Below are 20,979 nucleotides of genomic sequence, written 5' to 3'. Positions count from 1 at the left end.
GGAGACGATGTGCCCATGCATCGGATCCGCGCGCGGCGGTGCGGCCCGGTGGCCCCGGCGGAGGCGGGGGGACCGGGCTGGTGCGCGAGATGGTGCCGCACGTGCCGTGGCGGGGGCGCGCGCATGCGCCGCAGGCGGGTGGCACGAGTCACCGCCCCCGGGGGACGCCCTCGGCTCACCGAGGGCGTCGCCCGGGAACGGCTGCCCACGGACCCCGCTCGGGTCCGCGGCCGCCGGCCGGGGGCCGTCCCCCCGGCCGGACTCCGGGGGATCAGGCCTGCGCGATCCGCGCGAGGCGCTGGGCCTCCTCGCGGGTGGACACCGCGATGGCGTCCTCGTCCGCGAAGAGCAGTCGGTTGTTCTCGACGATCTGCTTGCCGTTGACGAACGAGGCCGTCACCGGGGCGGCCGCGCCGAAGACCAGGGCCGTGACCGGGTCCGCGATCGAGGAGTGCAGGAACGTGTTCAGGTTCCACAGCACCAGGTCGGCGCACTTGCCGACCTCCAGCGAACCGATGTTGTCGGCGCGGCCGAGGACCTGGGCGCCGCCGTAGGTGCCCAGGCGCAGGGCCTGGCGGGCGTTGAGCGCGGCCTCGCGGTGCACCGGGTTCAGACGGTTGATCAGCAGCGCGTTGCGCAGCTCGGTGTGCAGCTCACCGGACTCGTTGGAGGCGGTGCCGTCCACGCCGAGGCCGACCGGTACACCGGCGGCGAGCATGTCCGGTACGCGGGCGATGCCGGCGGCCAGACGGGCGTTGGAGGACGGGCAGTGCGCGACACCGGTCCTGGTGCGGGCGAACGCGGCGATGTCGGAGTCGTTCATGTGGACGCTGTGCGCCATCCACACGTCCTCACCGAGCCAGCCGGTCGACTCGAAGTAGTCGGTCGGGCCCATGCCGAAGAGCTCGTGGCAGAACTTCTCCTCCTCGACGGTCTCGCTGCCGTGCGTGTGCATGCGCACGCCCAGGCGGCGGGCCAGCTCGGCGCCCTGCTTCAGCAGCTCGGTGGAGACCGAGAAGGGGGAGCAGGGGGCGACGGCGACCTGGGTCATCGAGTCGAAGGAGGCGTCGTGGAACTTCTTGACGGTCGCCTCGGTGTCGGCGAGCGCACCTTCGAGGGTCTCGACGGCGTGGTCCGGGGGCAGGCCGCCGTCCTTCTCGCTGCGGTCCATGGAACCGCGGGCGAGGGTGAAGCGGACGCCCATCTCGGACGCGGCGCGGATGATCGAGCCGGACAGGTCGCCGGAGCCCTTGGGGAAGACGTAGTGGTGGTCCATGGCGGTGGTGACGCCGCCCTTGGCCATCGCGGCGAGGGAGCCCTGCGCGGCCGTGTACGTCATCTGCTCGTCGATGCGCGCCCACGTCGGGTACAGCGCCACGAGCCAGTTGAAGAGGTTGTGGTCGGTGGCCAGACCGCGCGTGATCCACTGGTAGAAGTGGTGGTGCGTGTTGACCAGACCGGGGGTCACGAGGTGTCCGGTGCCGTCGATGCGGCGGACCACGTTGTCGAGGTTCTCGGGGGCCCTGCCCGCGCCGATGGACTCGATCCGGTTGCCGGCGATGACGATGTGACCCGAGGCGTACTCGGTGTCGTTCGCGTCGACGGTCGCGATCGCACAGTTCTCGATGACGGTGCGCTCGACGGCGCTGTCATGGGCTGCCGATGCTGCCATGGGACTTCCTCGTGCTTTCAGTGGCGGTGCGGGCACGGCAAAACCCAGGGGATTTGAGTGCCGGAGCCGGGGGCCTTGGCAGCTGACAGTACTGCCGCCCCGTGTGGTGCGTCCGGGTGCCGATTCAGGAAGTGGGGTTCGTGTCGCCCGGCCCCGGGGCCACTGCGGAGCCCCGGGACCGTGCTCGCCGTACTAGAGGTTGGTCATGTCCACCGGGATGCGCGCGTCGGCGCCGTCCCGCAGGATCGTGGCCTCGATCAGACCGTAGGGACGGTCCGCGGCGAAGTACACCTCGTTGTCGTTCTTGAGGCCGAAGGGCTCAAGGTCCACGAGGAAGTGGTGCTTGTTCGGGAGCGAGAAGCGGACCTCGTCGATCTCCGAACGGTGGTTGATGATGCGTGAACCCATCTGGTACAGGGTCTGCTGCAGCGAGAGGGAGTAGGTCTCCGCGAAGGCCTGGAGCATGTGCTTCCTGGTCTCGGCGTAGGACTTCTCCCAGTTGGGCATCCGCTGCTCGTCGTCCGACCAGGAGAAGCGCCAGCGACCCGACACCTGGGTGGCCAGGATGCGGTCGTACGCCTCCTGGAGGGTCGTGTACTTGTCCTTCACGTAACCCCAGAACTCGGAGTTCGTGGAGTTCATGACGATCAGGTCCTTGAGGCCGGAGATGACCTCCCAGTTCCGGCCGTCGTACGTGATCTGGGTGACGCGGGTCTCCATGCCCTTGCGGACGAAGGAGTGGTTGACCTCGTCGGAGCCGATGAACTTGGAGTTGGCGTCCGAGGTGGCGATCCGGTCCCAGGCGTACTCCTCGATCCGGATGCGCGCACGCTGGATCGGCTCCTGGCTGTTCACGAACCAGCGCGCCAGGTGGATGCCGAACTGCTCGGCGGACTCTATGCCGTGCTCCTTGGCGAACGCGTACACCGTGTTCTTGGTGGTGTCCGTCGGCAGGACGTTGGCGTTCGAGCCGGAGTAGTGGACGTCGTCCATGTCGCCGGAGAGGGCGACCGAGACGTTCAGGTCCTTGATGTGGTGGGTGTCGCCGTCCCGCGTGATCTTGACGACGCGGTTCTCTGCTTTGCCGTACTGGTTCTGGCCGAGAATCGTGGCCATGCTAGCTCCCTCGGTAAACGGAGTAGCCGAACGGGTTGAGCAGCAGCGGTACGTGGTAGTGCTCGCCCGGGTTCACCGCGAAGGTGATGGCGACCTCGGGGAAGAACGTAGCGCTGTCCCTTACGCGGGGGGCGTCCTGCTGCGCCTCGGCTTGCTTCTTTGCACTGTGCTTATTCAAGAAGTACGTCTCGGTCTCGAAGTCGAGACGCACGTGTGTGGTGCCCTCCGGCAGCGCCGGCAGGTCCTTGCAGCGCCCGTCGGCATCGGTGGCGGAGCCGCCCAGGGCCGCCCACTCGCCGTCGAGGCCCGTGCGGGCCGACAGGGAGACGGCGACGCCCTCGGCGGGCTTGCCGATGCTGGTGTCCAGGATGTGCGTGGACACCGACGCGGTGGTCGCGGTGCTCATGGTTACGCTCCTTCTGCGAGTTCGACGAGGCGGGTCAGGCGAATCCGGTTGATCTTGACGAGCTCGCCGCGGGCGATTTCGCGCTCCTGCTCCGGCGAGTTGTCGATCCGGACCTTGACGGCGTCCCGCATGAACTCACCGGTCGCACCGGTGGCGCAGATGAGGAAGACGTGGCCGAACTTGTCCTGGTAGGCCAGGTTGAGTTCGAGGAGCTCGTTCTTCAGCTCCTCCGAGGCGCCGGCCATGCCGCGCTGCTCGCGGGCGGAGGTCGGGTCTCCCGGCTTCGGGCGGCCGATCGGCGCGTGGCCTCCCATCGCCTCGCCCAGGTCCTCCGCGGTGAGCTCGGCCATGGCCGCCTCGTTCGCGGCGTACAGGGACTCTGCGGTGGCGAAGGGGCGCTGGGCGAGCATCTTGCTGCCCCACGCCGAGCTGGCACAGACCTCGTGCAGCTCGGCCGCGGCCGCGCTGTCGTCCAAGGTGTTGATCCGGGTGAGACCCGGGGTCGGACTCGAAGTCACGGTAGGCCTCCGTGGCCTGTTGTTGCGTAGACGGGCTGCGCATAGCTAACGCGCTCCACAACACGGCGTCAACACTTTGTTGAAACTTCGCGTACACAAAAGCCGCCGCCCGGGTGAATCGGGCGACGGCTCGTCACTGTGGGTCAGGCGGCGTTCACGCCTGGCTGCTCTTGCTGGGGTTTTCCCTGTTCAGGTAGTTGTAGACCGTAAAACGGCTGACCCCCAGGGCGCCCGCGACCGTTTCCACACCGTGCCGGACGGAGAAGGCGCCGCGCGCCTCCAGTATCCGCACCACGTCCTGCTTGGACTTCCGGTCGAGCTGGGACAACGGTACGCCGTGCCGGCGCTCCAGCGCGGCCAGGATGCGGTCCAGCGAGTCGGAGAGCTGGGGCAGGCGCACGGCGAGCACGTCCTGGCCCTCCCAGGTGAGCACGACGTCGTCGGGCTGCGCGAGGGAGGGATCCATCAGCTCTCCGCCCATGGCGTCGACGAGCGGCTTGACCGCCGCGACGAAGGGGTGGTCGCGAGGCTCGGTCATGGCGTCTCCTCGCCGATCACGTTGACCTGGAGGGTGACGCGGGTGGCCCCGGCCTCCAGCGAGTCGCGCAGCAGGGCGCCCACAGCGGTCAGCACCTCGTCGGCGCCACCCTCCGCCGTGTTGCCGAACGGGCCGACGTCCACGGCCTCCAGCTGGGCCTTCTGGATGACCTCACGGGCCGCCACGGCATGGTCGGGGGCCTCTTCGAGGTCGAAGGGCTCGGTCGTGAACTCCACTCTCAATCGCACGCGGTCAAGCTACCGCGCGGTCACGATTTTCCGGGAGTCCGCACTTGACATCCGCGCGGAACCCCATGCAGTCTTCCATCAAGCAGAAAATAACTTCCGCAATACGGAAGGAGCGCACACCCCTCATGGGATACACGGACCAGCGCTTCGATGTGAACCTGTCGATCCTCTTCACGGAACTCCCGCTCCTGGAGCGCCCCGCGGCCGCCGCCGCGGCGGGCTTCACGGCGGTCGAGCTGTGGTGGCCCTGGATCGAGACCCCCACCCCCGCCCAGACGGAGCTCGACGCCCTCAAGAAGGCTCTTGAGGACGCGGGCACCCAGCTGGTGGGCCTGAACTTCTACGCCGGCCAGCTGCCGGGCCCGGACCGCGGCGCGGTATCGGTCCCCGGCGAGGAGTCGGACCGCTTCAACGCCAACATCAACGTCGCGGCCGACTTCGCCGCGTCGGTGGGCTGCAAGGCACTGAACGCCCTGTACGGCAACCGCGTCGAAGGCGTGGACCCGGCCGTCCAGGACGAGCTGGCCCTGAAGAACCTGGTCGTCGCGGCGCAGGCCGCGGACCGCGTGGGCGCGATCCTCCTGATCGAGACCCTCAACAAGCCCGAGTCGCCGCTCTACCCGCTGGTGAGCGCCCCGGCCGGCATCGAGGTGGTGGACAAGGTGAACGAGGCCGCCGGCCTCGGCAACGCCAAGTTCCTGCTCGACCTGTACCACCTGGCGATGAACGATGAGGACCTCTCCGAGGTCATCGAAAAGTACGCCGCCAAGACCGGGCACGTCCAGATCGCGGACAAGCCCGGGCGAGGTGCCCCCGGCACCGGCGAGCTGCCCCTCGAGGAGCTGCTCGACCAGCTGAAGAAGGCCGGATACGAGGGCTACGTGGGCCTCGAGTACAAGGCCGCCGACGCCGTCGCCTCCTTCGCGTGGCTGCCGGCCGAGGCCCGCCCCGCCACGTAGGAGGACGAAGTCCGGGCGATCCGCCAGGCACCTCACGCACTTTTCGTACGAAGCATTAAGAGAAGGACCCTCATCATGAGCAACCCCGCTGCACTCCCGTCGATTGCCTGGATCGGCCTCGGAATCATGGGCTCCCCCATGGCCGAGAACCTGCTGAAGGCCGGCTACTCGGTCACCGGCTTCACCCTGGAGCAGGACAAGCTGGACCGCCTGGCCGCCGCCGGCGGCACCGCGGCCGGCTCGATCGCCGAGGCGGTCCGGGACGCCGACGTGATCATCACGATGGTGCCCGCCTCCCCGCAGGTCGAGGCCATCTCCTACGGCGAGAACGGCATCCTGGAGAACGCGAAGTCCGGTGCGCTGATCATCGACATGTCGTCGATCACCCCCCAGACCTCGATCGACCTCGCGAAGAACGCCGCCGAGAAGGGCATCCGCGTCATCGACGCCCCGGTGTCCGGCGGCGAGGCCGGCGCCATCGAGGCCGTCCTGTCGATCATGGTGGGTGGCGAGCAGGCCGACTTCGACGAGGCCCTTCCGATCCTCGAGGCCCTCGGCAAGGTCATCGTGCTGTGCGGCCCGCACGGCTCCGGCCAGACGGTGAAGGCCGCCAACCAGCTCATCGTCGCGGTCAACATCCAGGCGTGCGCCGAAGCCGTCGTCTTCCTCGAGAAGTCCGGCGTGAACCTCCAGGCCGCCCTGGACGTCCTCAACGGCGGTCTGGCCGGCTCCACGGTCCTGACCCGCAAGAAGGACAACTTCCTGAACCGCGACTTCAAGCCCGGCTTCCGGATCGACCTGCACCACAAGGACATGGGCATCGTCACCGACGCCGCCCGCAACGTCGGTGCGGCCCTCCCGGTCGGCGCGGTCGTCGCCCAGCTCGTCGCCTCCCTGCGCGCCCAGGGCGACGGCGGCCTGGACCACTCCGCCCTGCTCCGGGCCGTCGAGCGCCTCTCCGGCGCCCAGCTCTGAGCACCTCCCCTCTCCGAGGGGACCCGAGTCCCCGGATGGCGCCGGCGCTGACACCTGTCCTGTCGCGCCCAAGCGCCGGCGCCGTCCGGATCACCACTCCCCAACTTCGTTCAACAAACTGTTGACGTTTAGTTCGTGCCGAATTTAGGCTGTTCCGCATGACGGAAGACGCTTTCCGTCAGCAGTTACCCGTACGGAAGGTCACCATGTCGAAGCGCACGCTGACGACCGAGTCCGGCGCCCCGGTCGCCGACAACCAGAACTCCGCCACCGCCGGCGTCGGTGGCCCGCTCCTGGTCCAGGACCAGCAGCTGCTCGAGAAGCTCGCCCGCTTCAACCGGGAGCGCATCCCGGAGCGCGTGGTGCACGCCCGCGGCTCCGCCGCGTACGGCTACTTCGAGGTGACCGACGACGTCACGGCGTACACCAGCGCCGCGTTCCTGAACACGGTCGGCAAGAAGACCGAGACCTTCCTGCGGTTCTCCACCGTCGCCGACTCGCTCGGCGGCGCCGACGCGGTCCGTGACCCGCGCGGCTTCGCGCTGAAGTTCTACACCGAAGAGGGCAACTACGACCTCGTCGGCAACAACACCCCGGTGTTCTTCATCAAGGACCCGATCAAGTTCCCCGACTTCATCCACTCCCAGAAGCGCGACCCCTTCACGGGCAAGCAGGAGCCGGACAACGTCTGGGACTTCTGGGCGCACGCCCCCGAGGCGACGCACCAGATCACCTGGCTGATGGGTGACCGCGGCATCCCGGCGTCCTACCGCCACATGAACGGCTACGGCTCCCACACCTACCAGTGGACGAACGAGCAGGGCGAGGCCTTCTTCGTCAAGTACCACTTCAAGACCAACCAGGGCATCCGCTGCCTCTCGGGCGAGCAGGCCGCCGAGATCGTCGGTTCCGACGCGAACTCGCACCAGACCGACCTGCTCCAGGCCATCGAGCGCGGCGTCAACCCGAGCTGGACCCTCTACGTCCAGATCATGCCCGCCGCCGAGGCCGCGGACTACCGCTTCAACCCGTTCGACCTCACCAAGGTGTGGCCGCACGCCGACTACCCGCTGCAGCGCGTGGGCCGCCTGGTCCTCGACCGCAACCCGGACAACGTCTTCGCGGAGGTCGAGCAGTCCGCCTTCTCCCCGAACAACTTCGTCCCGGGCATCACCGCCTCGCCGGACAAGATGCTCCAGGGCCGCCTCTTCGCCTACGCCGACGCCCAGCGCTACCGCCTCGGTGTGAACCACACCCAGCTGCCGGTGAACGCCCCGAAGGCGACGAAGGCCGACAACTACGGCCGCGACGGCGTCATGGCGCTGCGCAACGGCTCGCGCCACGACAAGAACTACGAGCCCAACTCGTACCAGGGCCCGACCGAGACCGGTCTCGCGCTCGGCGCCCCGAAGGCCGTCTCCGGCTACACGGGCACCCACGAGGCCCCGGCCCACACCAAGGACGACGACTTCTTCCAGGCCGGTGAGCTCTACCGCCTGATGTCGGAGGCCGAGAAGCAGCGTCTGGTGGCGAACATCGCCGGCGGCCTGTCGCAGGTCACCCTCGAGGACGTCATCGAGAAGAACCTGGCTCACTTCCACGCCGCGGACGCCGACTACGGCCGCCGCGTCGAGGAGGCCGTCCGCGCCCTGCGCGACGCCTGAGCCACACAGATGTACCGGGGGCCTGACGGGAGGTCAGGCCCCGGGTGCTGAGCCCGACCCGTGGACCCGGATGAGGGGTGGTTTACGGCGAGGGCAGGACGAGGACCGTGGCGAGCGTGCGAGCCAGTGCGGTGGTAATGGGTTCCGAGGCCCGTCTCTTGACCTGAGGGAGACGGTGCCGGAGTTCTCGTCGCCCGCCCGCCACGGTCCCAGCCAACACCCCTTCCCCGTACGGGGGCTGCGCACAGAGCCCCCCGCACGCGGAGGAGGGACCCTCCCCACACACCCCGCCCGGCGGTGCGAACGTCCTGTCGCGCCAGCCTCGCTCCGTCGGGCGGTAACAAGCCAGAGCGCCGAGTCACGGACGGTCCCGTGACTCGGCGCTTTGCTTTGGGGGGTACGGGGCTTGCGGCACGGGCCGGCCATCACCCCCGCGAGGGGGCGGGGGCAGGTCGGCAGCTGCCCACCCACCTCCCACGGTGCGGGTGGGTGCCTGCAGAGCGGCACACCCTGGGGCGGCCTCGGGGAGGGTTGGACCAAGGGACGGGCCTCTCAGCGATCAGGCGAGGCGCCGGGCCACGGCCCGCCGGGCAGCCGGGCCCACCTCCATGACTCAGGGCTGGGGCGCGGCCACCTGCACGAAAAGTTGCTCAGAGCCCCCTCCGGACCACCCGAACGCGACAGATCGCTACGTTCTCTGATCTCGGCGGCCGACGGCCGCCTCCGGCCTGGTGGCACGGTCGAACGGGGCTCAGATCGCCTGAACCGAACCCGGCCCGGTCAATCACGGCCCGGCAGACAGGCGTCCTGGGACTGCGGATCCCAGATGACGAGGCGAACCTCCGCCGCGAGGACCTCGATCGCCTTGATTGCCGCGTCGCCCCGCGACGACGAGAAGCATCAGGTTCATGATCAATTGATCGATGCCGATGGGCAGCGGAGTCGACATCCACGACGGCTTTTCGGCGAAGGGCGGGCGGTCCGGGAACAGCGAGCACAGCCGCCGGCCGCCGAGACCGGAGGAGCGCGTAGCGATCTGTCGCGCTCGGGTGCTCCGTAAGGGGCCCCGCTCAACCTCTCGCGCAGGTAGCCGCGCACCCGACACTGGACGATGGGACTGCCGGGAAACCTCCAACCTGCTCTGATCCGGTCCAGGGGAATCCCGCTTCGCGGCTGCCCACCCGCACCGTGGATGCGGGTGGGCAGCCGCCGACCCGCCCGCGCCCCCTCGCGGGGGTGATGGCTGCCCCGCGAGGGGCGCCCCGTACCCACGGAACGCGCAGCGGCCCCCGTCCCTCCCGGAGGAGGAGCGGGGGCCGCAGGCCGCGTACGGGGCGGATCAGGCCTGGAGGGCCTTGATCGCGGTCGGGGCGTGACCGGGCTCGGTCGCGAGCTCCTCGAACTCGGTGACGTCGCTCATGTCGACGGTCTTGCTCATCGCGATGTTGGTGACGCGCTCCAGGATCGCCTCGACGACGACCGGGACCTGGAACTCCTGGGCCAGCTTCTTGGCCTCCTCGAAGGCCTCGCCCAGCTTGTCCGGGTCGGTGACGCGGATGGCCTTGACGCCCAGACCCTCGGCGACCTTGACGTGGTCGACGCCGTAGACGCCGATCTCCGGGGTGTTGATGTTCTCGAACTCGAGGTTGACCTCGAAGTTGATGCCGAGACCGCCCTGCGCCTGACGGATCAGGCCCAGGTAGGCGTTGTTCACCAGGACGTGGACGTAGGGGACCTTGTGCTGGGCGGCGACCGCCAGCTCCTCGATCATGAACTGGAAGTCGTAGTCGCCGGAGAGGGCGACGACCGGGACGTCGGGCTGCGCGGTGGCGGCGCCGATGGCGGCCGGGATGGTCCAGCCGAGCGGGCCGGCCTGGCCGCAGTTGACCCAGTGGCGCGGCTTGTAGACGTGCAGGAACTGCGCGGCCGCGATCTGGGAGAGGCCGATGGTGGTGACGTAGCGGGTCTCCGGGCCGAACGCGCGGTTCATCTCCTCGTAGACGCGCTGCGGCTTCATGGGGATGTTCTCGAAGTGCGTACGGCGCTGCAGGGTGGCCTTGCGCTCCTGCGCGGAGGCGGCCCAGGCGGAGAAGTCGGGCAGCTTGCCCTCGGCCTTCCACTCCTTCGCGACCTCGATGAAGAGCTCCAGGGCGGCCTTGGCGTCGGAGGCGATGCCGAAGTCGGGGGCGAAGATCTTGCCCAGCTGGGTGGGCTCGATGTCGACGTGGACGAACGTGCGGCCCTTGGTGTAGGCGTCCAGGTTGTAGCCGGTGTGACGGTTGGCCCAGCGGTTGCCGATGCCGATGACCGTGTCCGACGCGAGGAAGGTCGCGTTGCCGTAGCGGTGCGCGGTCTGGACGCCGACCATGCCGGCGGCCAGCTCGTGGTCGTCCGGGATGGTGCCCCAGCCCATGAGGGTGGAGATGACGGGGATGCCGGTCAGCTCGGCGAACTTGACCAGCAGGTCGGAGGCGTCGGCGTTGATGATGCCGCCGCCGGCGACGATCAGCGGGCGCTCGGCCTCCAGCAGGAAGCCCAGGGCCTTCTCGGCCTGGGCGCGGCTGGCCTGCGGCTTGTAGACCGGCAGCGGGGTGTAGGTCTCCGGGTCGAACTCGATCTCGGTCAGCTGGACGTCGATCGGGAGGTCGATCAGGACCGGGCCGGGGCGGCCGGAGCGCATGAGGTGGAAGGCCTGCTGGAAGACGCCGGGGACCTGCGCGGCCTCCAGGACCGTGGTGGCGGCCTTGGTGACGGGCTTGGCGATCGACGCGATGTCGACGGCCTGGAAGTCCTCCTTGTGGAGCTTCGAGACCGGGGCCTGACCGGTGATGCACAGGATCGGGATCGAGTCGGCGATGGCGGAGTACAGGCCGGTGATCATGTCGGTGCCGGCCGGGCCCGAGGTGCCGATGCAGACGCCGATGTTGCCCGCCTTGGCACGGGTGTAGCCCTCGGCCATGTGCGAGGCGCCCTCGACGTGACGGGCCAGCGTGTGCGCGATGCCGCCGACGTTCTTGAGCTCCCGGTAGAAGGGGTTGATCGCAGCACCGGGAACACCGAACGCTTGTTCGACACCCTCGAGCTTGAGGATCTCAACTGCAGCAGCGGCGGCTGTCATACGAGGCATCAGGTTCTCCTGCGGGTCTGGCGGTCAGGCTTTTCCGTCATCCGGAAGTTTTGTTCTGCTATACGGAACAAGCTAAGCGGCGAGCCCTTCGACGTCAAGGCGTCACAGGACCCCCGAAGCCACCAAAGGCCGCATATCGGTCGGCGACTTGTACAAATCACCGATTCGCGGTCGCGGCGCGGCCGAAAGGGGCCGCTCTCTCCCCCGGTCCCGCCCCCGCACGGTCGCCGGTGGTGGAGCATGGGGGTACGGACGGCGACGGAGGGGCGGGGTCTCATGGCGGAAGCGGTACCGGTGCGCTGCCCGGCGTGCCTGCGCGAGAACGGCTACACGGCGCCGGTCTTCCCCTGCTCCTGCGGCAGCCCGGTCCATCCGCCGCTGGACCTGTCGGCGCCGCCGGTCCTGCTGACGCACCGGACGTGGTCGGACACGTGGGTGTCGGTGCGGTGCACGAGCTGCGGGCGGGAGAGCGAGTGGCCGCACCCGGAGCTGGGCTGCGGCTCCTGCGGCACGGTCGTCCTCGTTCCGGTGCACCCCGCGTCCGGGCCGGTACGGGATGCGCCGCCCGGGGCGGGCGGGGCCGGGGCCGGTACGCGGGACGCCCCGGGCCCCGCGACCTCCCCCGGCAGGGACGGGACGGGCAGTGGCTCGGGCGGATCGGGCGACGGTCCGGGCGGCGCGGGCGGTGCGCGTCCGGCGCCCGCGCCGCTCCCGCCGGCGCGGCCCGCCTTCCGACCCGTGACCATCCGTACGGCGCGCGACGCGGTGGCCACGGCGGCGCTGTACCTGCGCTGGCTCGGCTTCCGGGACGTGCGCCAGCCGGACGGGCGCCCGATCCCGTCGGCGGTGGTGGACCTGCGGGCTCCCGGCCTGGTCGCGCAGGTGAACCCGACCACGGCACAGGCCGGACTGCGGGCGGTGGAGTGCGTCTGGCTGAACGGCCTCACGGCCTCGTCGACCAGCGTCTACTTCTCGCTCGCGGGGTACACGCAGGAGGCCCGGAGCCGCGCGGACGAACTGGGGATACCGCTGTTCGTCATGGACCTGACCGGCATGCCGCAGCCCGTCAACGACCCGGCCGAGGAACTGGTCGCGGCGGGGTCCTGAGGGGTGCGGGCCCGGCCGGATCCATGATCGACGGCGCGGTGGACGGCCTGATCGACGGCAAGGACGGGGCGGCCAGGGCGGCCGGGGCATCCCCTAGGCTCGTGGGCGTCACCCCTGCTTGCTGAGGAGAGCCCGATGAGCCTGTACGACATCCCGCTGACCACCCTGGCCGACGAGCCCACCAGCCTCGCGGAGCACAAGGGCAAGGTCATCCTCCTGGTGAACACCGCCTCGCAGTGCGGCCTCACCCCTCAGTACTCGGGACTGGCCCGCCTGCAGTTCGCGTACGAGGCCAAGGGCTTCACGGTCATCGGTGTCCCCTGCAACCAGTTCGGCGGGCAGGAGCCGGGCAACGCCGAGGACATCCAGACCTTCTGCTCGGCCGGGTTCGGCGTCACCTTCCCGATCCTGGAGAAGTCCGAGGTCAACGGCGAGAACCGGCACCCGCTCTACCAGGAGCTGGTGAAGACCCCCGACGCGGACGGCGAGGCGGGGGACATCCAGTGGAACTTCGAGAAGTTCCTGATCTCCCCCGCCGGTGAGGTCGTGGCCCGCTTCCGCCCGCGCACCGAGCCCGAGGCCCCGGAGGTCATCGCGGCGATCGAGGCGCTGCTGCCCGCGTAGGACGCCGCCCCCGGGCCGCCGCCGGGCCCGCGGTGCGCGGCCGGCCGGCCGACGGGCGCGGCCGGCCGGCCGACGGGCGGGCGCGGCGGGCCGGCCCGTACCCCTCAGCCCAGGTCGCTCTCGCGGTACTCCTCGTTCGACCCGGCCGCGGTGAGCTCCCGCAGTTCCACCCGGCGGATCTTGCCCGACACGGTCTTGGGCAGCTCGGCGAACTCGATGCGGCGGATCCGCTTGTACGGGGACAGCACGGCGCGGGAGTGCGCGAACAGCACCTTGGCCGTCTCCGGCCCGGGCTCCCAGCCCGCGGCGAGGGTGACGTACGCCTTCGGGACGGCGAGCCGCAGCTCGTCGGGGGCCGGCACGACGGCCGCTTCGGCCACCGCCTCGTGCTCCAGCAGGGCGCTCTCCAGCTCGAACGGGCTGATCTTGTAGTCGGAGGCCTTGAAGACGTCGTCGGAGCGCCCGACGTAGGTGAGGTGGCCGTCGGCGTCGCGGGAGGCGATGTCGCCGGTGCGGTACAGCCCGTCCGCCATGGCCTCCGCGGTCCGCTCCGGGTCGTCCCGGTAGCCGGTCATCACCCCGGCCGGGCGGACGCGCAGGTCCACGCAGAGCTCGCCCTCGTCCGGGGACTCCTTGCCCGTGACCGGGTCGAGCAGGACGATCTCGTAGCCGGGCGCCGGGAGGCCCATGGAGCCGGGCTTGACGGGCACGCCGGGGAAGTTGCCCACCTGGAGGGTGGTCTCGGTCTGGCCGAAGCCGTCGCGGATGGTGACACCCCACGCCTCGCGGACCTTCTCGATCACCTCGGGATTGAGCGGCTCCCCCGCGGCGACGGCCTCGCGCGGGGGGTTCGCCAGCAGGCCGAGGTCGGACTGGATCAGCATCCGCCAGACGGTGGGCGGGGCGCAGAAGGTGGTCACGCCGTGCCGGTCCATCGCGGCCATCAGCCGTTCGGCGTCGAAGCGCGCGTAGTTGTGGACGAAGACGGTCGCGCCCGCGTTCCAGGGGGCGAAGAGGTTGGACCAGGCGTGCTTGGCCCAGCCCGGCGAGGCGATGTTGAGGTGCACGTCGCCGGGGCGCAGCCCGAGCCAGTACATGGTGGAGAGGTGGCCGATGGGGTACGAGGCGTGGGTGTGCTCGACGAGCTTGGGGCGGTCGGTGGTGCCGGAGGTGAAGTAGAGCATGAGGGGGTCGGTGGCGAGGGTCTCGCCGTCAGGGGTGAATCCGGCCGGGGCCCGCTCGGCGTCCGCGAGCCGCCGCCAGCCGGCCGGGACCCGCGGGCCGGCGGCGATCCGCGTGTAACCGCCGGGCACCTCGTCGAACTTGGGGGTGTCCTCGGCCCGTACGACGACGTGCCGTACGCGGCCGCGCTCCACGCGGTCGCGCAGGTCGGCCGGTCCGAGGAGGGGGGTGGCGGGGATGACCACGGCCCGCAGCTTCATCGCGCCGAGCATCACCTCCCACAGTTCCCGCTGGTTCCCGAGCATGACGAGGATCCGGTCGCCGGGTGCGACGCCCTGCTCGCGCAGCCAGGTGGCGGTCGCGTCGGACCGTACGGCGAGCCGGGCGAAGGAGACGGCCTCGCTCGTACCGTCCTCCTCGACGATGCGCAGGGCGTCGGCCTCGTTGCCGTCGGCGATGCGGTCGAACCAGTCGAGGGCCCAGTTGAAGCGGTGCGGGCGGGGCCAGGTGAAGCCGGTGCGGGCGCCCTCGTGATCACCGCGGCGCTCCAGCAGGAAGTCCCGGGCGGCGAGGAACTCCGCGGTGGCGGTGGCGTTGTTCTGCGTGTTTCCGGTCGTCATGGCAGGTATCGTGCCGCGTTCGCCGTACGGACCACCAGGGCGGCGTCAGCCGCGAGTTGACCGGGAGCGGCGCGGAGCCGACGCCGCGCCGGTGCGGGGTCAGCGCCGGGTCAGCGCGGAATCGCGCCGAACCGTACGACGGCGGCGGGCCCCTCCGTCCCACCGGCCATCTCGCCCACCATCCGCTCCCCCTCGTCGACGATCAGGTCCCGCACCCGCGCCGGGACGGGAGAGAACAGCTCCACGGTGAGCTCCCGGCCCTCCAGCTTCCACAGTCCCGCGAGGAATCCGTCGACGAGCAGGGTGCAGTGGGCCTGGTTGCCCGTCCAGGTGCGGCCCTTGATCTCGGGCGGTACGACCCGGGTGCGGTCGGCGTGCGACAGCAGGAGGTTGTCGAACTCGGGCAGGAAGCGCGGCGGGGCCGGGGTGCCGGCGTCGGGGCGGGGTGCGTCGGGGAGGTCGAAGAGCTCGACGCCGTTCTCGTCCCGGAAGACCGCCAGGCCCGGCCGCAGCCGCTCGAACGCCTCGCGCAGCCGGGTCAGGCCCGCCCAGGTCTGCATGTCCTTGACCGAGGCGGGCCCGAACGCCGCGAGGTAGCGCAGGACGACGTCGTCCACGGGCTGCGCCCGGACCGGGGAGGTCGTGCCGAGCCAGTTCTCGACGGTGGTGAGCCGCACCTGCCCGCTGCGCCCCCACACCCCGCGCGGCGTGACCTGGACCAGCGGCAGCAGGCAGCGCGCGGCGACGGAGAGGGACTGCGGGTCGGCGTCCGGCCACTCCTGGAGCAGGTCCTCGCGGATCTCGCCCATGGTGCGCGGGGCGCCGTCGACGAGGGCGCGGGCCCGGTCGGCGAGCCGTTCCAGGTCCACTCCCACGAGCCCCTTGCGGAAGTAGGCGACCTCGCGGTCCCGGGCGGGCTGGACGAGCGGGCGCAGGGTCAGCGCGTCGTCGGCGGTGTGGGTGTGGATGGTGGAGCGCATGGTGACCATCCGCACGACCTCACGGGACTCCATGAGCCCGGCGAGCTCGGCCGGCCGGAAGCCGGCGAGACGGGCGTGGAGCTGGAAGTACGGGGGCTTGACGTTCTGCGCCTGCAGCCCGAGGAGATGCGCGACGGCGTCTTGCGCGGACAGCGACGCGCGTTCGAGCAGCAACTGGCGGGCGAGGGTGGCACGGTTCAGCGCGCGGGTGCCGAGTACGGGATGCGTCGTCCTGGAGGCCATGACAGCAACCTAGCCCCCGTTGCGGACACCTTCTGTCCGCAACTCTGACGGACGGAAACCACCGTAGAGCGATGGGGGGAATCCGGGAAGAATGCGGATACCGGCCGCACGGGGATTCGCATGGCCTCGCTCGCGGACTTCGCCCCGTTGTGTGGATATCCGCGAACCGCGCGATCGAATTCAGGCCACCTGACCGGATTCCGCCTGGCCGCCGCGACCCGTCGACGGGGCGACCCCGGGGCCGATCGACCGCCTCTCGGATGATGTGAGGAATTGTCGCCCGTCTCGTGAAGAACTGCTTGACGGATCAACAACGGGAGGGTCCGTCGAGGGTCGGGGTAGGGCCGAAAGGCCCCATGTCAACCTGCTTCTGTGGCGGCCCGGTTGGGCGGATGTGAAGCCACGACGGGCGTCCGAGGGGTCGGAGATCCGGTGATAGCATCCCCGCATCTGTGATCTTGATCTGTTCTCACGCAGATACTGATCGTGATCGGCGTCACGTTCTCCGCACAACGAGCGGGCGAACCACGCCGATCAGCTGTGTTGCGGGGCCTCGCGAGGTGTATCTGCAGCCGTCCGCACACCATGCGCCGGGAAAGGTTTCCATGAATCGAGACGCACTTGTGTGGTGCTTGGTTGCGGTGGCGGCGATATCCGTCGCCGCGGTCGTGGCACTCGTCGCCCGCAACAGAGCGCTGGGGGCGAAGAAGCAGCACACCGAGGCCGAACTGAGGCACCAGCTGCTCGCGGCGGACAGCCAGCTGCACGCGTCGCGTGCCGAGCTGCAGGCGTTCCGGAACGCGCAGGAGGCCACGCTCCGCGGGGCCAAGGAAGCGGCGGAGGAGAGCACCAAGGCCGTCCTCAAGGGTGCCGCCAGCCTCCTGCAGAGCCTCGCGGCCGAGCAGACGACGCTTCTGGACGGCATCCAGCGCAAGTACGGCGGACACCCCGTGCTCAGCGACCTGTTGGACGTCAACCACGCCAACGCGCAGATGGCGCGCAAGGCCCAGGGCATAGCCGTCATGTGCGGTGCGCCGCTCGGCCGCCGCAACAGGCCCGCCAGCGTCTACGACGTGGTGCGCAGCGCCCAGGGCCAGATCCGCAACTTCCACCGGGTCGCCATCATGCAGCAGACCAGTCTCGCGCTGAAGGCGTCCGCGGTCGCGCCCGTCGCCCTGGCCGTGGCGGAACTGCTGGACAACGCCGCCAGCTTCTCGCAGCACGACGCGCCGATCGAGGTGACGTTCCAGCGCGTCCAGAGCAACCTGTGCATCGTCATCGACGACGCCGGTGTCAGCATGAACGACGAGGAGCGGCAGCGGGCGACCGCGCTGCTCTCCGGTGAGGTCGCCCCCCGTCTGTCGCAGCTCGGCACCCAGCCGAGGTTCGGCTTCCCCGTCATCGGCCTGATCGCGCGTCAGCACGGTTTCAAGGTGGACGTCACCGGCGTCTCGCGCTACGGCGGCGTCAGGGCGGTCGTCCTCCTGCCCGAGGAGCTGTGGACCATGGAGGAGATGCCGTCCGCCCCGCCCGTCCCGCCCGCCCCGCCTGTCCAGGAGGCTCCGATCAGCGACATCCGGCGCGCCACCGAGAGCCGGCCCCAGAGCGCGACGTCGCGCACCACGCACGGTCTGCCCAAGCGCGGCGCACGCCAGGCGCCCATCTCGATCCTCCCCGATCCCGACGCCACCTCTCCGGCGCCACGGACCCAGGGGGAGACGGGCCGCGCTTCCGGGCGCAGCCTCGGGGCCTTCCAGCGCGGCACCCTCTCGGGCCGCAATCTTGACGCCACCTCGTTCGAAGGGCCCGAAGAGGCATGACCGCAGATCTGTCGTGGATGCTCGAGGACATCGTGCACAACGTGCCCCGCGCACGGCACGCCGTCCTGCTGTCCGCGGACGGCCTTCCCCGCGGCGCGACGGAGGGCCTGGCCGAGAAGGACGTGCGGACCATCTCCGCGGCCATGGCCGGGATGCAGTCGCTCAGCCGGGCGACGGCCCACTTCGCCGGACCGGAGGAGGACCGGCAGTGGAACCAGACCATCATCGAGTTCTCGCACGGCTGGAGCTTCCTGATCGGGGCGGGGCAGGGCTCCTACCTCGCCGCCGCGGCCGCGCCCGACGTGGACATGCAGCAGATCTCGTTCCGTATGCACCGCCTCGTCGCCCGGCTGGGCACCAACCTCACCTCGCCGCCGCGGGTGGGCACCGAGGACGCCGGAGCCCCGCGGGGCGGCGCCCCCCGGCAGCAGGGCTCCGGTGACACGGGATTCGTGCTCGGTGCGCTCGACCGGGTGGTGTCGGAGGTCAAGGGTGCCCGCCACGCCATCCTCCTGGGGTCGGACGGCCTTCCCCGCGGGGCGACCCACGGGATGAGCCGCGACCTCGCCGACACGGTCTCCGCCGCCATGACGGGCATCCACGCCTACAGCCGGGTCACCTCCCAGTTCGCGGGGGTGGTCGAGGACGCGGAGTGGCGTCAGACGGTCATCGAGTTCCAGCACGGCTGGATCTTCCTGATCGCGGCCGGCCCCGATGCCCTCCTGGCCGCGGCCGCCGAACACGACTGCGACATCGAACAGTTCACCACGCGGCTGCACGAGGTGGTTCCCGCGCTGACCGCTACGGCGACACCGGGCAGGGGGACGGACCGTGCCTGAGGGGATGGAGTACAACGACGCGCCGGAACTGACGTCTCCCTTAGTCCCCTTCTTCGTCATCACGAACGGACGAGCACTGCCCCCGGACCACGAGTACGAGCACACGACGCTCGTCACCGCGGCTCCGGTGAACGGACAGGCCGCGGCGCGCACGCTGTCCCCGGAAGCGGGGCAGGTCCTGGACCTGGTCGCGGACGGCTTCCTGTCCGTGGCCGAGGTGGCGGGGCACACGCACCTGCCCCTGGGCGTCGTCCGCATCCTGCTGGCGCAGTTGGAGGACGACGGGCTCGTCCTCGCGAGGACACCGATACCGCGCGCGGAACGTGTCGACAGAGAACTGGTCAGCGCCGTGCTCGAAGGCCTGAAGAATCGATTCGGAGCGTAACGCGTGTACTTGGATCCAGGCGTCTCCCACGCGGTGAAGATCCTCATAGTGGGGCACTTCGGGGTCGGCAAGACCACCTGCATCGGCAGTCTCTCCGAGATCAGGCCCCTGCGGACCGAGGAGGAGATCACCGAAGCCAGCGTGGGCTTCGACGACCTGTCGGGCACACCCGACAAGAAGACCACCACCGTCGCCATGGACTTCGGCCGGCTCACCCTCAGCGACACGCTGGTGCTCTACCTCTTCGGAACGCCGGGCCAGGAGCGCTTCAAGGAGATGTGGGAGGAGCTCTCCCGGGGGGCCCTGGGCGCGCTGGTCCTCGTCGACCCGGAGCGGCTGCACGAGTCGTTCCCCGTCCTGGACCTCGTGGAGCGTTTCGGCCTGACGTACGCCATCGCCGTGAACCACTTCGAGGGCACCACGCACTACCCGCTCGACGAGGTGCGCGAGGCACTGAACCTCACCGCCGAGACCCCTGTCGTCGCGTGCGACGTACGGGACGAGAGCTCCTCGGCGCAGGCCCTGATCGTCCTCGTGCAACACCTCATGTCCCAACTCGGCTAGGAGCGCAGGAATGCAACAGCCACTTGACCCGCAGGAGATACCCCCCGGCTGCCCCGCGCACGGGAACGTCCAGATGTACGGCCCTGCCTTCGGAGCCGACCCCGACAGCCACTACGCACGGCTGCGCCTCCTCGGCCCCAGTGCCACCGTGGACATCGCCCCCGACGTCCAGGCCGAGCTCGTCACCAGCTACGACGCCGCGCTGTACGTCCTGCAGAACCCCGCGTCGTTCGTGCGCGACTCCCGCCGCTGGAACGCCCTCAACGAGGGGCGCGTCCCGGCCGACAGCCCGGCCCTGCCCATGATGGGCTACCGCCCCAACGCGCTCTTCAGCGACGGCGCGGCACATGCCCGGCTGCGCCGGGCCGTCACCGACAGCCTCGCCACGGTCAACGAGCACCAGCTCATCAGGCAGACCCAGCAGTCCGCCAACTACCTGATCAGCCAGTTCAGCACCGACATCCGCGGTCAGGCGGAGCTGATGGCCGAGTACGCCCAGCCCCTGCCCCTGCTGGTCTTCAGCGACCTGTTCGGCTGCCCGCCCGACATCGGCGACCGCGTGATCGCCGGGATCAGCGGCATCTTCGAGGGGACGCCCGGGGCCGACGTGGTGCTCGGCGGAGCGCTCACCGAGCTGATCGCCCTCAAGCGGCGGCGCCCGACGGACGACCTGACCACGCGCCTGATGGACCACCCGGCCCAGCTGAGCGACGAGGAGCTGCTCCACCAGCTGGTCACCCTGCTCTCCGGTGGCACCGCGCCGCTCGCCGCGACCATCGGCACCAGCAGCGCCCTGTACCTCGGGGAGGACTGGCAGGTCGGTCTCCCGGTCGAGGACGCGGTCTCCCAGACCCTCTGGAACTACGCGCCGATCGCCAACTACGCGGCCCACTACCCGACGCACGACGTCGAGCTCGGCGGCAGGACGATCCGGGCGAACGACCCGGTCCTCGTCTCGTTCGCCGCGGCCAACACCGACCCGAGGCTCACGCAGCACCGTGAACAGCTGAGCGCAAAGGCGCACTTGGCGTTCGGAGCGGGCCCGCACGCCTGCCCGGCCAAGGATCCGGCCTTCATGATCGCCGTCACGGCCGTCGAGACCCTGCTGAACCAGCTCCACGACGTCGAGCTGCGCGTCCCGTTCAAGTCGCTCGCCTGGGCGCCGAGCCCGTGGAGCCGCTCGCTGGTCACGCTCCCGATCCGCTTCACCCCGAGGGCCGTTCCCCAGGCGGCCGGGTCGGCGGGAACGGCCGCGGGCCAGGCTCCCCAGCAGCAGGCGGCCACCCCCACGGTCACGCACGCCGGTCCCTCCCGTCCGGACGCGGGCGCCCCGTCGCAGCCCAAGGGGGGCCTTTTCAGCCGCTTCCTGGCGTGGACCAGGGGTGAATGAGG

General features: G+C 70.2%; 19 protein-coding genes. 10 read left to right on the top strand and 9 right to left on the bottom strand.

The window, feature by feature from the left end:
• Nucleotides 1-271 precede the first annotated feature (271 nt).
• From ACPU2J_RS27385 to ACPU2J_RS27360, 6 genes are all read right to left on the bottom strand, one after another.
• Nucleotides 272-1,672: an 8-oxoguanine deaminase gene (locus ACPU2J_RS27385; RefSeq protein ID WP_420079141.1), complete on the bottom strand. Its 1,401-nt coding sequence runs from the start codon at nt 1,670-1,672 to the stop codon at nt 272-274.
• Nucleotides 1,673-1,864: 192 nt separating this feature from the next.
• On the bottom strand, nt 1,865-2,788 hold the full coding sequence (gene pucL, locus ACPU2J_RS27380; RefSeq protein WP_361597944.1) for a factor-independent urate hydroxylase: 924 nt from the start codon (nt 2,786-2,788) through the stop codon (nt 1,865-1,867).
• A gap of 1 nt (nt 2,789) precedes the next feature.
• Complete coding sequence (gene uraH / locus ACPU2J_RS27375) at nt 2,790-3,194, bottom strand: hydroxyisourate hydrolase (RefSeq protein WP_420079142.1); 405 nt, start codon at nt 3,192-3,194, stop codon at nt 2,790-2,792.
• A gap of 2 nt (nt 3,195-3,196) precedes the next feature.
• On the bottom strand, nt 3,197-3,712 hold the full coding sequence (gene uraD, locus ACPU2J_RS27370; RefSeq protein WP_361597938.1) for a 2-oxo-4-hydroxy-4-carboxy-5-ureidoimidazoline decarboxylase: 516 nt from the start codon (nt 3,710-3,712) through the stop codon (nt 3,197-3,199).
• A gap of 154 nt (nt 3,713-3,866) precedes the next feature.
• On the bottom strand, nt 3,867-4,250 hold the full coding sequence (locus ACPU2J_RS27365; protein WP_420079143.1) for a helix-turn-helix domain-containing protein: 384 nt from the start codon (nt 4,248-4,250) through the stop codon (nt 3,867-3,869).
• Nucleotides 4,247-4,498, bottom strand: coding sequence for a hypothetical protein (locus ACPU2J_RS27360; protein WP_361597932.1), 252 nt, complete (start codon nt 4,496-4,498; stop codon nt 4,247-4,249). Before ACPU2J_RS27360 ends, ACPU2J_RS27365 begins: the two co-directional genes overlap by 4 nt.
• A gap of 125 nt (nt 4,499-4,623) precedes the next feature.
• Between ACPU2J_RS27360 and ACPU2J_RS27355 the strand changes: the two genes are divergently transcribed.
• From ACPU2J_RS27355 to ACPU2J_RS27345, 3 genes are all read left to right on the top strand, one after another.
• Nucleotides 4,624-5,457, top strand: coding sequence for a TIM barrel protein (locus ACPU2J_RS27355; protein ID WP_423834222.1), 834 nt, complete (start codon nt 4,624-4,626; stop codon nt 5,455-5,457).
• 75 nt (nt 5,458-5,532) lie between these two features.
• Nucleotides 5,533-6,432 carry a 2-hydroxy-3-oxopropionate reductase gene (locus tag ACPU2J_RS27350; RefSeq protein WP_403636197.1) on the top strand — a complete coding sequence of 300 codons (900 nt, stop codon included), beginning with the start codon at nt 5,533-5,535 and terminating at the stop codon, nt 6,430-6,432.
• 206 nt (nt 6,433-6,638) lie between these two features.
• Nucleotides 6,639-8,096, top strand: coding sequence for a catalase (locus ACPU2J_RS27345; RefSeq protein WP_420082325.1), 1,458 nt, complete (start codon nt 6,639-6,641; stop codon nt 8,094-8,096).
• A gap of 1,339 nt (nt 8,097-9,435) precedes the next feature.
• Here the strand turns inward: ACPU2J_RS27345 and gcl are convergent.
• Nucleotides 9,436-11,223, bottom strand: a complete 1,788-nt coding sequence (gene gcl, locus ACPU2J_RS27340; RefSeq protein ID WP_423834221.1) for a glyoxylate carboligase — start codon at nt 11,221-11,223, stop codon at nt 9,436-9,438.
• 276 nt (nt 11,224-11,499) lie between these two features.
• Between gcl and ACPU2J_RS27335 the strand changes: the two genes are divergently transcribed.
• The gene (locus tag ACPU2J_RS27335) at nt 11,500-12,330 is read left to right on the top strand and encodes a hypothetical protein (protein WP_420079146.1); all 831 of its coding nucleotides are present in this window, start codon (nt 11,500-11,502) and stop codon (nt 12,328-12,330) included.
• A gap of 135 nt (nt 12,331-12,465) precedes the next feature.
• A complete protein-coding gene (locus ACPU2J_RS27330; protein ID WP_365079390.1) occupies nt 12,466-12,954 on the top strand; it encodes a glutathione peroxidase in 489 nt (162 codons plus the stop codon).
• A 104-nt stretch (nt 12,955-13,058) separates the two neighbouring features.
• On the opposite strand, the gene ACPU2J_RS27325 is transcribed toward ACPU2J_RS27330, so the two are convergent.
• The gene (locus ACPU2J_RS27325) at nt 13,059-14,756 is read right to left on the bottom strand and encodes an AMP-binding protein (protein WP_423834220.1); all 1,698 of its coding nucleotides are present in this window, start codon (nt 14,754-14,756) and stop codon (nt 13,059-13,061) included.
• 110 nt (nt 14,757-14,866) lie between these two features.
• Nucleotides 14,867-15,979, bottom strand: a complete 1,113-nt coding sequence (locus tag ACPU2J_RS27320; RefSeq protein ID WP_420079148.1) for a winged helix DNA-binding domain-containing protein — start codon at nt 15,977-15,979, stop codon at nt 14,867-14,869.
• A gap of 605 nt (nt 15,980-16,584) precedes the next feature.
• On the opposite strand from ACPU2J_RS27320, the gene ACPU2J_RS27315 reads away from it, so the two are divergent.
• From ACPU2J_RS27315 to ACPU2J_RS27295, 5 genes are read left to right on the top strand one after another with little or no spacing between them, the layout of a single operon-like run.
• Nucleotides 16,585-17,799, top strand: coding sequence for an ATP-binding protein (locus ACPU2J_RS27315; protein ID WP_420079149.1), 1,215 nt, complete (start codon nt 16,585-16,587; stop codon nt 17,797-17,799).
• Complete coding sequence (locus tag ACPU2J_RS27310; RefSeq protein WP_399314602.1) at nt 17,796-18,638, top strand: roadblock/LC7 domain-containing protein; 843 nt, start codon at nt 17,796-17,798, stop codon at nt 18,636-18,638. The genes ACPU2J_RS27315 and ACPU2J_RS27310 overlap by 4 nt, the downstream gene beginning before the upstream one ends.
• Before the next feature lie 4 nt (nt 18,639-18,642).
• Nucleotides 18,643-19,023 (top strand): DUF742 domain-containing protein, encoded by a 381-nt coding sequence (locus ACPU2J_RS27305; protein ID WP_423835014.1) that lies wholly within the window; start codon nt 18,643-18,645, stop codon nt 19,021-19,023.
• 3 nt (nt 19,024-19,026) lie between these two features.
• Nucleotides 19,027-19,587 (top strand): GTP-binding protein, encoded by a 561-nt coding sequence (locus tag ACPU2J_RS27300; RefSeq protein WP_361597893.1) that lies wholly within the window; start codon nt 19,027-19,029, stop codon nt 19,585-19,587.
• Between the two features lie 10 nt (nt 19,588-19,597).
• Nucleotides 19,598-20,977 carry a cytochrome P450 gene (locus ACPU2J_RS27295; protein WP_423834219.1) on the top strand — a complete coding sequence of 460 codons (1,380 nt, stop codon included), beginning with the start codon at nt 19,598-19,600 and terminating at the stop codon, nt 20,975-20,977.
• Nucleotides 20,978-20,979: the final 2 nt, after the last annotated feature.

Origin of the sequence: Streptomyces manipurensis, from assembly GCF_049570255.1 — a bacterium.
In the GTDB taxonomy this organism is placed as follows: domain Bacteria; phylum Actinomycetota; class Actinomycetes; order Streptomycetales; family Streptomycetaceae; genus Streptomyces; species Streptomyces manipurensis.
The sequence above is the reverse complement of the archived record's forward strand: the minus strand, read 5'-3'. Positions and strand labels throughout refer to the sequence as shown.

What these genes read in the sequence shown, in the direction of transcription:
- ACPU2J_RS27385 (WP_420079141.1), bottom strand. Translation starts at nt 1,672, where the DNA reads ATGGCAGCATCGGCAGCCCATGACAGCGCCGTCGAGCGCACCGTCATC.
- pucL (WP_361597944.1), bottom strand. Translation starts at nt 2,788, where the DNA reads ATGGCCACGATTCTCGGCCAGAACCAGTACGGCAAAGCAGAGAACCGC.
- uraH (WP_420079142.1), bottom strand. Translation starts at nt 3,194, where the DNA reads ATGAGCACCGCGACCACCGCGTCGGTGTCCACGCACATCCTGGACACC.
- ACPU2J_RS27365 (WP_420079143.1), bottom strand. Translation starts at nt 4,250, where the DNA reads ATGACCGAGCCTCGCGACCACCCCTTCGTCGCGGCGGTCAAGCCGCTC.
- ACPU2J_RS27355 (WP_423834222.1), top strand. Translation starts at nt 4,624, where the DNA reads ATGGGATACACGGACCAGCGCTTCGATGTGAACCTGTCGATCCTCTTC.
- ACPU2J_RS27350 (WP_403636197.1), top strand. Translation starts at nt 5,533, where the DNA reads ATGAGCAACCCCGCTGCACTCCCGTCGATTGCCTGGATCGGCCTCGGA.
- ACPU2J_RS27345 (WP_420082325.1), top strand. Translation starts at nt 6,639, where the DNA reads ATGTCGAAGCGCACGCTGACGACCGAGTCCGGCGCCCCGGTCGCCGAC.
- gcl (WP_423834221.1), bottom strand. Translation starts at nt 11,223, where the DNA reads ATGCCTCGTATGACAGCCGCCGCTGCTGCAGTTGAGATCCTCAAGCTC.
- ACPU2J_RS27335 (WP_420079146.1), top strand. Translation starts at nt 11,500, where the DNA reads ATGGCGGAAGCGGTACCGGTGCGCTGCCCGGCGTGCCTGCGCGAGAAC.
- ACPU2J_RS27330 (WP_365079390.1), top strand. Translation starts at nt 12,466, where the DNA reads ATGAGCCTGTACGACATCCCGCTGACCACCCTGGCCGACGAGCCCACC.
- ACPU2J_RS27325 (WP_423834220.1), bottom strand. Translation starts at nt 14,756, where the DNA reads ATGACGACCGGAAACACGCAGAACAACGCCACCGCCACCGCGGAGTTC.
- ACPU2J_RS27320 (WP_420079148.1), bottom strand. Translation starts at nt 15,979, where the DNA reads ATGGCCTCCAGGACGACGCATCCCGTACTCGGCACCCGCGCGCTGAAC.
- ACPU2J_RS27315 (WP_420079149.1), top strand. Translation starts at nt 16,585, where the DNA reads ATGAATCGAGACGCACTTGTGTGGTGCTTGGTTGCGGTGGCGGCGATA.
- ACPU2J_RS27310 (WP_399314602.1), top strand. Translation starts at nt 17,796, where the DNA reads ATGACCGCAGATCTGTCGTGGATGCTCGAGGACATCGTGCACAACGTG.
- ACPU2J_RS27305 (WP_423835014.1), top strand. Translation starts at nt 18,643, where the DNA reads ATGGAGTACAACGACGCGCCGGAACTGACGTCTCCCTTAGTCCCCTTC.
- ACPU2J_RS27295 (WP_423834219.1), top strand. Translation starts at nt 19,598, where the DNA reads ATGCAACAGCCACTTGACCCGCAGGAGATACCCCCCGGCTGCCCCGCG.